At 70.0% G+C, this 12,746-nt stretch carries 8 protein-coding genes and 2 CRISPR repeat arrays (1 of these 10 only partly in view); all 8 genes read left to right on the forward strand.

All coding sequences use genetic code 11. The features are described from left to right. A CRISPR array of direct repeats spans window positions 1–478; the repeat unit is 29 nt; unit sequence GTGCTCCCCGCGCGTGCGGGGATGGTCCC; it begins 407 nt to the left of the window's first position. Window positions 479–1,295: 817 nt separating this feature from the next. The 8 genes from cas3 to cas2e are packed head-to-tail and all read left to right on the forward strand — an operon-like array spanning window position 1,296 to window position 10,674. Further along, window positions 1,296–4,259, forward strand: a complete 2,964-nt coding sequence (cas3, locus tag ABD848_RS15750) for a CRISPR-associated helicase Cas3' (RefSeq protein ID WP_425567556.1) — start codon at window positions 1,296–1,298, stop codon at window positions 4,257–4,259. After that, window positions 4,249–5,958 (forward strand): type I-E CRISPR-associated protein Cse1/CasA, encoded by a 1,710-nt coding sequence (casA, locus tag ABD848_RS15755; protein ID WP_344972557.1) that lies wholly within the window; start codon window positions 4,249–4,251, stop codon window positions 5,956–5,958. Before cas3 ends, casA begins: the two co-directional genes overlap by 11 nt. Beyond that, window positions 5,955–6,719 (forward strand): type I-E CRISPR-associated protein Cse2/CasB, encoded by a 765-nt coding sequence (casB, locus tag ABD848_RS15760; protein ID WP_344972559.1) that lies wholly within the window; start codon window positions 5,955–5,957, stop codon window positions 6,717–6,719. The genes casA and casB overlap by 4 nt, the downstream gene beginning before the upstream one ends. Beyond that, complete coding sequence (cas7e, locus tag ABD848_RS15765; RefSeq protein WP_344972561.1) at window positions 6,716–7,909, forward strand: type I-E CRISPR-associated protein Cas7/Cse4/CasC; 1,194 nt, start codon at window positions 6,716–6,718, stop codon at window positions 7,907–7,909. Before casB ends, cas7e begins: the two co-directional genes overlap by 4 nt. Next, complete coding sequence (gene cas5e / locus ABD848_RS15770) at window positions 7,906–8,637, forward strand: type I-E CRISPR-associated protein Cas5/CasD (RefSeq protein ID WP_344972563.1); 732 nt, start codon at window positions 7,906–7,908, stop codon at window positions 8,635–8,637. The genes cas7e and cas5e overlap by 4 nt, the downstream gene beginning before the upstream one ends. Beyond that, on the forward strand, window positions 8,637–9,365 hold the full coding sequence (gene cas6e, locus ABD848_RS15775; RefSeq protein WP_344972565.1) for a type I-E CRISPR-associated protein Cas6/Cse3/CasE: 729 nt from the start codon (window positions 8,637–8,639) through the stop codon (window positions 9,363–9,365). Before cas5e ends, cas6e begins: the two co-directional genes overlap by 1 nt. Window positions 9,366–9,373: 8 nt before the next feature. After that, window positions 9,374–10,327 (forward strand): type I-E CRISPR-associated endonuclease Cas1e, encoded by a 954-nt coding sequence (cas1e, locus tag ABD848_RS15780; protein ID WP_344972567.1) that lies wholly within the window; start codon window positions 9,374–9,376, stop codon window positions 10,325–10,327. Further along, window positions 10,324–10,674, forward strand: a complete 351-nt coding sequence (cas2e, locus tag ABD848_RS15785) for a type I-E CRISPR-associated endoribonuclease Cas2e (RefSeq protein ID WP_344972569.1) — start codon at window positions 10,324–10,326, stop codon at window positions 10,672–10,674. The genes cas1e and cas2e overlap by 4 nt, the downstream gene beginning before the upstream one ends. Before the next feature lie 85 nt (window positions 10,675–10,759). Continuing rightward, window positions 10,760–11,951: a CRISPR direct-repeat array (repeat unit 29 nt; unit sequence GTGCTCCCCGCGCGTGCGGGGATGGTCCC). The last annotated feature ends 795 nt before the right edge of the window (window positions 11,952–12,746 follow it).

A 12,746-nucleotide genomic window follows, 5' to 3' on the forward strand; every position in this document is an offset into this window, starting at 1 on the left:
AACGCGGCCGTGCCGACCGTGGTGCTCCCCGCGCGTGCGGGGATGGTCCCCCGTCCCGTTATGCGCGTACCTGTAGACAACTGGTGCTCCCCGCGCGTGCGGGGATGGTCCAGCTCCTCGGCTCCGCTACGGGACCGGTGGCCAGTGCTCCCCGCGCGTGCGGGGATGGTCCCGCGGACACCCTTGGCGCGTCGTGGGTGGAACTGTGCTCCCCGCGCGTGCGGGGATGGTCCCGCCTGGCTGCGCCGCGCGGCCGGGCGCCAATAGTGCTCCCCGCGCGTGCGGGGATGGTCCCACTGAAGGTATCGAAGCTCTCTTCGGAGCTGAGTGCTCCCCGCGCACGCGGGGATGGTCCCGGTGTCTAGGTCTGCGGGGTGGATGCGGCGCGGTGCTCCCCGCGCACGCGGGGATGGTTCCGCCTGCACCAGGGCGTATTTGTGGGCCATGGAGTGCTCCCCGCGCACGGGGGGATGGTCTGTATGTTTCCGCCCCCTCACCGTTGAAGGTGCGGTGCTTCCCGCACAGGGGGTGGTTGTGCTTGGCGGGGTGGGAGAGTGTGTCGTCCGCTCGTGCCTCGATCGCTCCGCGATCTCAGCAGCCTGAGGGGGCGCGGTGGCTGGGGAACACGAGAAGCATGGGGAACACGAGAAGCATGGGGGACACGAGAAGCATGGGGGACACGAGAGGTATGGGGGCGCGGTAGTTGAGGGGCATGAAACGAGGCCGGGGGCCGCCCGGGTGAAGGAACGCTGCGCTAGGTCGACACGCAACAAGCAGGCGACAACCTCCCCGCATACGGGGTCTGGTGAGCGCAGCCGCCCGAGGGCAGGTGGCATCCCCCGAGAAGTGGCAGGTGACCCCCCGGCACAATCCCCTGCGACAGATCCCCCGAGGGACGGCGCCAGGTTAGAGCCCCACCCCAGGCGCAGCCCACCCCTGGCTGCTGAGATCGCGAAGCGATCGAGGCACGAGCGGCGGAAAACGGGTTCTGGTCTGCTCAAACCAAATCCCCGCCCGTGCCACAGGTCCCCGCACGCAGAGATGGCCCCGCACAAAGCGTGACCCAAAGTGAGGAGTTCCGGTGCTCCCCGCGCACGCGGGGATGGTCCCTTGTACGCCTGCTGGATCAGCCGGGTTTCGACGTGCTCCCCGCGCATGCGGGGATGGGGTGTGTCCCAGAGGAGGGGGCATGCGGATCGTTGATGTTTCTTGTCCTCTCCTCTGGGAGCCTGTGGCCGGATGCGGTCAGGCTGGTTTGTGGCTTTTCGGGACGTCGGTGGCCCTCGTTCACTTGAATGCTTCCCATGGTCGATGAGGGTTCCCCGGCTGGTAGCTGGGCTGATGGGCTGTCCGACGCCGCGTACTCGGTGTGGGCCAAGCACGATCGCCGTAGTGACGGCTGGCTGCCGTTGTGGCGGCACATGGCCGACAGCGCTGGCGTCGCCGGGCGTCTGTGGGACGAGTGGGTGCCCACCCAGGTGCGGCGACTCATCGTCGACGCGCTGCCCGGCGGTGCCGAGGACGCGCGGCGGTTGGCGGTGTGGCTGGCCGCCACCCACGACATCGGCAAAGCAACTCCTGCCTTCGCTTGCCAGGTCGAAGGGCTCGCCGAGGCGATGCGCCGATGCGGACTCGACATGCCGCTGTACCGGCAGATGCCCGACCGCAAGCTCGCCCCGCACGGGTTGGCCGGACAACTGCTGCTGCAACAGTGGCTCGTCGAGCGGCACGGCTGGCCCAAAGCCGCCACCGGCCAGTTCGTCATCATCGCCGGCGGCCACCACGGGGTGCCGCCCAACTATCCGGCCATCAATGAGTTGGGCAACCACCCCTCGCTGCTGCGCACACGCGGCAGCGAGGACATCTGGCGCGGGGTGCAGGACGAACTGCTCGACGTCGCCACCGCCGCGTGCGGGGTGGGGGAGCGGCTGGCCGCCTGGCAGCGAGTGAAGCTCCCGCAGCCGGTGCAGGTGTTGCTGACGGCGCTGGTCATCGTCGCCGACTGGATCGCCAGCAACCCCGACCTGTTCCCCTACTTCCCCGGCGAGCGCGGCAGCGACCCCGAACGCCTCGACACCGCGTGGCGCGAGCTGAACCTGCCCGCCCCCTGGGCGGCGACCGAGCCCACACAGCCGGCCGAGGAGCTGTTCGCGCAGCGCTTCGACCTGCCGGAAGGCGCGCGGATTCGGCCGGTGCAGCGGGAGGCCGTGCGGCTGGCGCGCGAGCTGCCCACCCCCGGCCTGCTGGTGATCGAGGCACCGATGGGAGAGGGCAAGACCGAGGCCGCGCTCGCCGCCGCCGAGATCTTCGCCGCCCGCTCCGGCGCGGGCGGCTGCTTCGTGGCGCTGCCCACCATGGCCACCGGCAACGCTATGTTTCCCCGGCTGCTGGACTGGCTGGAGCGTCTTCCCGACGAGCGCGCCGATACCGGCGCGCACTCGGTGGCGCTGCAACACTCCAAGGCCGCGCTCAACCGGGACTTCGCCGAGCTGATGCGGGCCGGGCGGCGCCAGCATGACCTTGACCGCGACGGCACCGGCGACGCCTGGCGCCACAGCGAGGACGCCCGATCGGCCTCGGCCGAGCTGGTCGCCCACCACTGGCTGCGGGGCCGTAAGAAGGCGATGCTGTCGTCGTTCGTCGTCGGCACGATCGACCAATTGCTCTTCGCGGGGTTGAAGAGCCGCCACTTGGCGCTGCGCCATCTCGCCGTGGCCGGCAAGGTCGTGGTGATCGACGAAGCCCACGCCTACGACACCTACATGAGTTCCTACCTGGCCCGGGTGCTGGAGTGGCTGGGCGCCTACGGGGTGCCGGTGGTCGTGCTCTCGGCCACCCTGCCCCCGCAGCGGCGGCGCGCGCTCGCCGCAGCCTACTCCGGAACCGAGGAGGACGACGCGGCTTTCGCGCCGGTGGAGCAGGCTCGGGACTACCCGCTGCTGACGACGGCCGCCCCTGGCACTGAGCCGCGGCTGTCGGCGCCCGAGGCGTCGGGGCGCGGCACCGACGTGGCGGTGGAGCGCTTGGCCGACGATCTTGACACGCTCGCCGACCGGTTGGCTGAGGATCTCGCCGAGGGCGGGTGTGCGGTGGTGGTGCGTAACACCGTCAACCGGGTGCACGAGACGGCGGCGCACCTGCGGCGGCGGTTCGGCGACGAGCGGGTGACCGTAGCGCATGCGCGGTTTCTGGATCTGGACCGGCTGGCCAAGGACGAGGCGCTGTTGGCCGACTTCGGCCCGCCGGAGAAGGTCGCTGAACTCGGTGGGAAACGTCCCCACACGCGCATCGTGGTGGCCAGTCAGGTGGTCGAGCAGTCGTTGGACATCGACTTCGATCTCATGGTCAGCGACCTCGCCCCCGTCGACCTGCTGTTGCAGCGTATGGGGAGACTGCACCGTCACCCGCGCGGCGAGGGCCAAAGCCAGCGGCCCCGGCCGTTGCGCACCGCCCGCTGCCTGATCACCGGCGTGGACTGGGAGACGGTGCCGCCCGAGCCGGTGGCGGGGTCGCAGCGCATCTACTATCGCCATCCGCTGCTGCGCTCGCTGGCCGTGCTGGACCCCTATCTGGCCGAAGCCGAAGACGCTCCTGGTGTGCCCGCGAGCGCCGAAGACGGTCGTCTCGGCAACGTCGTCGGCCTGCCCGGCGACATCAGCCCGCTGGTGCGCCGCGCCTATGGCGACGAGCCGGTCGGGCCGCCGCAGTGGCAGGAGGCCATGGCCACCGCCCGCAAGGAGCACGACGATCACCAGGCCAACCAGCGCTCCAATGCGGGAAAATTCCTGCTCAACCCCGCTGGGCGGGCCGGGCGCGCCCTTGTGGGCTGGATCGATGCCGGTATGGGTGACGCCGACGAGACCCGCGGCGGCCGGGCGCAGGTCCGCGACATCAACGACACCTTGGAGGTGCTGGTGGTGCAGCGCCGCGCTGACGGCACGCTTGCCACGGTGCCGTGGCTGGCCGACAACAAGGGTGGGCGGGAGTTGCCCACCGGCGCGGTGCCGCCGCCTCCCCTCGCCCGCACGGTCGCCGCCTGCGGGCTGCGGCTGCCCTACCAGTTCAGCTTCTCCGACGTGCTTGATCGCGCCATCGAGGAGCTTGAGGCCGCCTGCGTCGAGGCGTGGCAGGCCAAGGAGTCGTATTGGCTGGCCGGCGAGCTGATCCTCGTTCTCGACGAGGACTGTCGGGCCTCTCTGGCAGGATTCGATCTCCACTACACCCCGTTCAACGGTCTTGAGGTGCACCATGCCCAATGAGTCCGCCGCTTCCTTCGACCTGACCACGCGGCCGTGGCTGCCGGTGCAGCGGCTCGACGGCGTCGAGGAGGAGCTGTCGCTGCGGGAGGTCTTCGAGCGAGCCGACCGGTTGCGCCGCCTCGTGGGGGACGTGCCCACCCAGGAGTTCGCGCTGCTGCGGCTGCTGCTGGCGATCCTGCACGACGCCGTCGGAGGGCCGGAGGACGCCGAAACCTGGCACGAGCTGTGGCAGGAGGGGATTCCCGCCGGCGATGTGGTGGAGTATCTGGAGCGTCACCGCGACCGCTTCGACCTGCTGCACCCCGAACACCCCTTCTTCCAGGTGGCCGACCTGCACACGGCCAAGGGAGAGTATTCGGCGCTGGACCGCATCGTCGCCGACGTCCCCAACGGCGCCCCCTTCTTCACCATGCGCGCCCGCGGCGTCGACCGGCTCGGCTTCGCCGAGGCCGCCCGCTGGGTCGTACACGCCCACGCCTACGACCCTGCCGGCATCAAGTCCGGGCCGGTGGGCGACCCGCGCGCCAAGAACGGTAAGGGCTACCCGCAGGGCGTGGGATGGGCCGGCTCGCTGGGCGGGGTGTTCGTCGAAGGCGACAGCCTGCGCGAGACGCTACTGCTCAACCTCATCGCCGCCGACACCGGCAACCTCAAGATCGACAAGGATGACCGGCCCGCTTGGCGCCGTCCCCAGAACACCGCCGCCCCGGCCGACACCGCCGGCCGCCCCTCAGGGGTGCGTGACCTCTACACATGGCAGACCCGCCGGGTGCGGCTGCACTACGACGCCGAGGGCGTCTACGGCGTGCTGCTGTCCTACGGCGACCCGCTGGCCGCCCACAACAAGCACGACCGTGAACCCATGACCGGGTGGCGGCGCAGCCAGCCCCAGGAGAAGAAGCTGAAACTGCCGCAGGTCTACCTGCCGCGCGAGCACGACCCGGCCCGCGCCGCGTGGCGCGGCCTGGGGGCGCTGATCGCGGGCCGCACCCGCGGCGCCGAGCAGGGTAAGGAAGCCGCCGACATCGTGTTGCCGCGCGTCTTGGACTGGATCGCTCAGCTCGCCGTCGAAGGGTTCTTGGAAGACGAGCACCGCGTCCGTGCCCGGCTCGTCAGCGCCGTCTACGGCACCCAGCAATCGGTCATCGACGAGATCGTCGACGACGCCGTGGCCATGAACGTCGTGGTGCTGCGCGAACGCGACCGCGGACTGGGCCAGACCGCAATCGACGCCGTCAACGACGCCGAGAACGCCGTCACCACGTTGGGTCACCTCGCCGCCAACCTGGCCGACGCCGCCGGGGACGCGACCGAGGCGCCCCGCGACAGCGCCCGCGACCGGGGTTTCGGCACGCTCGACGGCCCCTTCCGCGACTGGCTGCAAAGCCTCGCCTCCGACCAAGACCCCGGTCAGCGCCGCCGCGACTGGCAGCGCGAGGCCCACCGCATCGTCAGCCGGCTCGGCACCGAGCTGGTTAACGAGGCCGGTGAAGCCGCGTGGACCGGCCGGGTCATCGACACCAGCAACGGCTCGGTCTGGCTCACCGCCTCCCGCGCCGACTGGACGTTCCGTACCGCGCTGCGAAAGGCGCTGCCCATGTCCAACGCCGATTCCGAGGCCGATCCCGGATCTGAACAGACCTCTTCCGAGCAGATCCCCTCCGGGGAGACACCACAGACCGCTGGGGCGCACGCATGACCACAACCACCACCGACAAGCGAGACTTCTCGCTGCGCGAAGTCGGCGCCTTCGTCGACACCCGCGTCGAGGAACTACAGAAGGGCTACCTCAAGGACAAGTCCGAAGCAGTCGGTATCCTCGCCCGGCTGCGTCGTGGCGCGGGCAAGCCCATCGAGGACGTCCCCGAGCTGTGGGGACTCGCTCTGGACGCCGACCTCTACTCGATCCCCGCGAAGAGAAAGGGAGAAAGCGAAGAGCACCGCGAGAAGCGGACCAGAGCCGCCGAGTTTGCTGCCCACACCGCGCTGACCCTCTACGCCACGCACCAGCAGTCCCACCGCACCGAAAGGATGCACCGCGCCGGCTACGACCTGGGTGGCGCCGTGCGGCGGCTGATGCCCACCACCGAGATCGACGAGCCGCTGCGTAGGCGCTTCGTGGAGGTTGGCACCGCGACGAACCTGCGCTCCCTGGCTGAGCGGTTGCGTGAAATCGTCACGCTGCTGCGCCGTGACGCGGTCCCGCTCGACTACGGGCGCCTCGCTGACCAGCTCTACCTGGTGGCCCAAGAGTTCTACGGCGTGCCGAGTCAGCGGCAAGACGGCCGCAAGGAGGGCATGAAGGAGGTCCGGCTCTCCTGGGGCCGGGGCTTCCAGGCATACCGCCCCAAAGCCGCCGGTGGCACCGGCACCGAAGAGAACCCCCAAGCCGGCGCGGAACCGGCCCAAGAATCCGCCCCCGACACCGATACCACTACGACTGACAAGGACGACTCGTGAGCCGCACCATTCTTGACCTGCATGTGTTGCAGACCGTCCCGCCGAGCAACCTCAACCGCGACGACACCGGCAGCCCCAAGACCGCCGTCTACGGTGGGGCGCGCCGCGCCCGCGTCTCCAGCCAGGCGTGGAAGCGCGCCACCCGCCTGGCTTTCAAGGACCTGCTCGACCCCAGCGAGCTGGGCACGCGAACCAAGCGGGTGGCCGAACTGCTGGCCGAGCGCATCCACAAGCTCGACAACTCCATCACACACGAGGAGGCATGGCCCCTGGCCGCCGAGACCGTGCATACCGCCACCGGCTCCAAGATCGAGGTGCCCAAGCGCAAGGCCACCACGGCCAAGGACCGCGGCGACAGCGAGCCCGCCCCCGAATCCTCCTACCTGCTGTTCCTCAGCGCCCGCCAGCTCGACGGCCTCGCCGAACTCGCCGTGGCCGGCCGCGACGACATCAAGGCGTTCTTCAAGGACAAGGCCAACAAGGACAAAGCCAAGCAGATCGCCGACACCCGCCACTCGGTCGACATCGCCCTGTTCGGCCGCATGGTCGCCGACGGTGCCGACATCAACGTCGACGCCGCAGCCCAGGTCGCCCACGCCATCAGCGTCCACGCCGTCGAGAACGAGTCGGACTACTACACCGCCGTCGACGACCACCAGACCGAGGCCGAGCCGGGCGCAGGCATGATCGGCACCGTCGAGTTCAACTCGGCCACGCTGTACCGCTACGCTGCCGTCGACGTCGACCTGCTGCGCAAGAACCTGGGGGAGGGGCTGCGCGAGGACGAGTCGGTCGCCGAGCCGGTGCGCCGCGCCGTCGAGGCGTTCGTGCGCGGCTTCGTGGAGTCGCTACCCAGCGGAAAGGTCAACACGTTCGGCAACCACACGCTGCCTGACGCGGTCATCGTCAAGCTGCGCGAGGCGCGCCCCATCAGCTTCGTCGGCGCCTTCGAGGAGCCGGTGCAGGCGGCCTCGGGGCGTGGCCAACTGCGCGGCGCCAGCGAGCGGCTGGCCCACCACATCCCCCAGATCGAACGCACCTACGGCGCCGAGGACGGCACCGACACGTGGGTGCTGCGCGTGGGGGAGAGCACCGAGAAACTGGCCGGGCTGGGCACCGAGCTGTCGCTGCCCGAGCTGGTCTCGGCCGTCGGCACGGCGGTCGTCCAGCGCACGGCTTCCGCGACATGAGTGCTCTCGCGCTGCGGCTGGCCGGCCCCCTCCAGGCGTGGGGGGCTGCGGCCCGCTTCGCGCGCCGCACCACCGAGAACGCCCCCACCAAGAGCGGCATCCTCGGGCTACTCGCCGCGGCCCAGGGGCGCGAACGCACCGACGACCTGTCCGACCTGGCCCGGTTGCGGTTCGGGGTGCGCGTCGACCAGCGCGGCGTCCGGGTGCGCGACTACCAGACCGCCAAGCACCTCGACACGGGCAATTCCATGCCGGTCTCGGAACGCTTCTACCTGGCCGACGCCGTCTTCGTGGCCGCCGTCGAGGGAGAGCACGCCCTGGTCGAGGAGCTGTACCGCGCGGTGCGCCAGCCGGTCTACCTGCCCTACCTGGGGCGACGCTCCTGCCCGCCGGCCCACCCAGTCGACCTCGGCCTCCACCGCGACGCCACGGTGGAGCGCGTCCTGGCCGACGAGCCGTGGCAGGCCGCCGAGTGGCATCAGCGCCGCAGGCGCGGCGAGCGCGAGGTGAGCCTCGACGTCTTCGTCGACGCCGAACCCGACGATGTCCGCACCGACAGCCTGCGCGATCTGCCGCTCAGCTTCGACCCGCTGCACCGCCGCTACGCGCTGCGGGCGGTGCGCTCAGGCACCGTGCGGGTAGCCAACCCCCACAGGCGGGCGGACACCTCGCAGACCCAATCCGCCGTTCCCGAGCACAATCCTGTACTTCCCTTGGAAGGCGACTGATGCATCTGACCCGGTTTCGCATCAACACCCACCGGGTGGGCGCGCGCAAGCTGCTGTCGTCGCCGCAGGTCATGCACGCCGCCGTCATGAGTTCCTTCGCTGAGGTGCTGCCCAGCGACAGCAACGGGCCGCGCGTGCTGTGGCGCGTCGACCGCAACGACAAGGCCGAGGTGTTCCTCTACATCGTCAGCCCCGTCAAGCCCGACCTCACCCACATGGTCGAGCAGGCCGGCTGGCCTAGTACGGGCACGTGGCAGACCTACGACTACGCGCCGTTCCTGTCGCGGCTGAGCAAGGGTGACACCTGGCAGTTCCGGCTCACCGCCAACCCGGTGCACAGCATCCGCCGCACCCCCAGCGAGCCGACCAAGGTCACCGCGCACGTCACCCCGCGCCATCAGATCGGCTGGCTGCTTAAACGCCAGGAGAGCGCCGGGTTCCGGGTGGTGGAAAAGTCTGAGGAGCAGCGTCGGCTGCCCGAAGGCGACGAGTACGAGCTGATCGTGCGCGACCGGCGCAACTCCGCGTTCCACAAATCGGGGAGCGCGCGGTCGGGCGGAAGGCAGGGCGGTGGCGAACGACGCAAGCCGGTGTCGCTGACCACGGCCACCTTCGATGGTCGGCTGGAGGTCACCGACCCCGAAGCGCTGCGCCGCACCCTGACGGCGGGACTGGGGCGCGGCAAAGCCTACGGCTGCGGGCTCATGACCCTGGCTCCGGGGCGGTGAGCGCAGCGGTGTCGACGGTCGGTAAACGCAGCACCGCCAAGCCGAGCGAACTCACCCGCGTGGGGGATCGGTTGTCGTTCGTCTACCTGGAGCGGTGCACGGTTCACCGCGAGTCCAACGCCCTCACCGCCGAGGACGGTGAGGGCGTCAAGCACATCCCCTCGGCCACCATCGGGACTCTGCTGCTGGGGCCGGGCACGCGCGTCACCCACCAGGCGATGAGTGTGCTCGGCGACAGCGGAGCCGGCGTCGTGTGGGTGGGAGAGCACGGCGTGCGCTTCTACGCGGGCGGCAAGTCGCTGACGCGCTCCTCGGCACTGGTGGAGGCACAGGCTACGGCGTGGGCCAACCGCCGTACCCGCCTGGAGGTGGCCCGCGCGATGTACAAGCTGCGCTTCCCCGACGAGGACCCGGCGGGGAGTACTCGCCGGCAACTCCTCGGTAAGGAGGGGAAGCGGGTCGAGGCTTTCTACCACAAGGAGGCCAAGCGAGTCGGGGTGCCATGGCACGGGCGACGTTTCATCCCGGGAGACTTCGACTCCGGCGACCCGCCCAACCAGGGCATCACCGCCGCCGCGCAGTGCCTCTACGGCATCGCCCAAGCCGTGGTCGCCGCTCTGGGGTGCGCTCCGGGGCTGGGGTTCGTCCACTCCGGGCACGAGTTGTCGTTCGTGCTGGATGTGGCCGACCTCTACAAGACCGACATCGGAATCCCCACCGCCTTCGAGGTCGCCGCCGAGAGTTCTGAGGAGGTCGGAGCCCGAACGCGGCGAGCCATCCGCGACAAGGTCAACGAGGTCGGTCTGCTCGACCGCTGCGTGCAGGACATCAAGGACCTGCTGATCACCGACGAGCCGGAGGCGGACGTCACCGAGGACGCCCCCGACCGTGTCGGTTTGCAAGTCGACGGGGGGATGACCGTGGACTCCGGTCGTAACCATCGCGACGGGGTGATCTGGTGACGGTCATCGTGCTCACCAACTGCCCTGAAGGGCTACGGGGCTTCCTGACCCGCTGGCTGCTGGAGATCTCCGCCGGAGTCTTCATCGGCGGTCCCTCAGCGCGCATCCGAGCAGCGCTCTGGGCTGAAGTGCAGCAGTACGCCGGCAATGGCCGGGCTCTGCTCGCCTACAGCACCAACAACGAACAGGGGTTCACCTTCGAGACCTACGACCACAAATGGCGCCCCGTGGACCACGAGGGGCTGACGCTGATCCAGCGCCCGAACGAACGGCAGGTCGCGTCGACGACCTCCAAACCCAAAGGCTGGAGCAAAGCCTCCAAACGCCGCCGTTTCGGAAATCGGTAGGAGGCTCGCTATGTCTGTTTTGTCCAATTCTCAACAAGTGGTCAAAACAGCCATGTCCCGCCGATAGCGTCGCAGGTCAACGAGGGTGCTCCCCGCGCGTGCGGGGATGGTCCCACGATCTCCGGCGACGCCTACATCGCCATGCTGTGCTCCCCGCGCGTGCGGGGATGGTCCCCCGTTGATCAACCTGAGCAAGGGTGACGAAGGGGTGCTCCCCGCGCGTGCGGGGATGGTCCCTCGGTGAATACGCGGCCGGTCATCGGGGACATGTGCTCCCCGCGCGTGCGGGGATGGTCCCATTAGTTCCACTTGCTTCCCATGTTTTCGGCAGTGCTCCCCGCGCGTGCGGGGATGGTCCCGACTGGAGCCACGTCGCCACCACCGTGGCCTCGTGCTCCCCGCGCGTGCGGGGATGGTCCCGGGGAGGTGTAGCGGTTGCCCCCGTCCATCGGGGTGCTCCCCGCGCGTGCGGGGATGGTCCCGTCAAAAGCGCGTATCGGAGACCATGACAACCGTGCTCCCCGCGCGTGCGGGGATGGTCCCCTAACTGGGGAAATATATGAAGGAAGGGGGTGGTGCTCCCCGCGCGTGCGGGGATGGTCCCGCCGCCCCCTCGACGGCGGGCAGGTGGAGGCGGTGCTCCCCGCGCGTGCGGGGATGGTCCCTACGTGACGTCGGGAGCCGCGACCCATATTGAGTGCTCCCCGCGCGTGCGGGGATGGTCCCCCCGGTCACGGTGGGGCTGGAGCACATCTACCGTGCTCCCCGCGCGTGCGGGGATGGTCCCCCCGGTCACGGTGGGGCTGGAGCACATCTACCGTGCTCCCCGCGCGTGCGGGGATGGTCCTCCTGAAACTCCTCATCGTCATCCAGGATCATGCGTGCTCCCCGCGCGTGCGGGGATGGTCCCAGCCCCACCCCGGCGGCCACTCGCATCGGGGAGTGCTCCCCGCGCGTGCGGGGATGGTCCCGGTTTGGCATGCCAAACTCATGCTGCTGATGGTGTGCTCCCCGCGCGTGCGGGGATGGTCCCTCCCATGTGTCCCACTCGCTCTCGGCGGTGAGGTGCTCCCCGCGCGTGCGGGGATGGTCCCTCGGTAGCGCACGACACGGCCGGCGCGCTGGAGTGCTCCCCGCGCATGCGGGGATGGTCCCGCCACCACCCGGTCACGCTCACGCATCGCCTCGTGCTCCCCGCGCACGCGGGGATGGTCCAGCGTTGTCCGTGCGGCGCTCATCAGAGAGGGCGTGCTCCCCGGGGGTGCGGGGATGGTCCCGCTCGGCTACATGTTCCGCTCCTGGCCGCTGTGTGCTCTTCGTGTGCGGAGTCTGTGGCTGGCGGGCTGGGAGGGTGCGGCGTTCGCTCGTGCCTCGATCGCTTCGCGATCTCGGCAGCCTGAAGGGGGCGCGGTGGCGGGGGTGAGGTGGGAAGAGTGTGGGGGGCACGGTGGCTCCGGGGTGTGTGAAGCGCTACGAGTAGCCCCCAGCGTGAAGGAACGCTGCTATAGCTCGAAACCAACAGCGGGTGACATCCCTCCCCAGGTCTAGCGGCAGGCGTGCCCGCTGCGCCGCGTTGAAAGCCGCGCTCCTGAGCCACCCCCGCCTCGGGTCTAGCGGCAGGCGTGCCCGCTGCGCCGCGTTGAAAGCCGTGCTCCTGAGACACCCCCGCCTCGGGTCTAGCGGCAGGCGTGCCCGCTGCGCCGCGTTGAAAGCCGTGCTCCTGAGACACCCCCGCCTCGGGCCTCGCGACAGGCCCCGCCACGCCGTGGCACGGGGCAGCCGCCGTGCTCCACATGGGTACCGGCCTCGACGTAGCAGCGCCCCGTGGCAAAGGGGCGCCCTCTCGCAGCACGGCGCCAGGCTAGGGCACCCCGCCCCCAGATACGGGCTATCGCGATTTGGCTGGTCCGCGTCAGGGTGTTGCCCACGCCTAGGGCGCCCGCCTCAAGTACAGCCCGCCCTCAGCAGTGGGGTGAACTCCCGTGGGGCGCGGCGCTAGGGCGCCCACCCCAAGCACAGCCCACCCCTGGCTGCTGAGATCGCGCAGCGATCGAGGCACGAGCGACGGGAAA

The organism is Salinactinospora qingdaonensis (genome assembly GCF_039539445.1).
Lineage (GTDB): Bacteria > Actinomycetota > Actinomycetes > Streptosporangiales > Streptosporangiaceae > Salinactinospora > Salinactinospora qingdaonensis.

Coding starts and splice junctions, on each gene's coding strand:
- cas3 (WP_425567556.1), top strand. CDS start 1,296: ATGCTTCCCATGGTCGATGAGGGTTCCCCGGCTGGTAGCTGGGCTGAT.
- casA (WP_344972557.1), top strand. CDS start 4,249: ATGCCCAATGAGTCCGCCGCTTCCTTCGACCTGACCACGCGGCCGTGG.
- casB (WP_344972559.1), top strand. CDS start 5,955: ATGACCACAACCACCACCGACAAGCGAGACTTCTCGCTGCGCGAAGTC.
- cas5e (WP_344972563.1), top strand. CDS start 7,906: ATGAGTGCTCTCGCGCTGCGGCTGGCCGGCCCCCTCCAGGCGTGGGGG.
- cas6e (WP_344972565.1), top strand. CDS start 8,637: ATGCATCTGACCCGGTTTCGCATCAACACCCACCGGGTGGGCGCGCGC.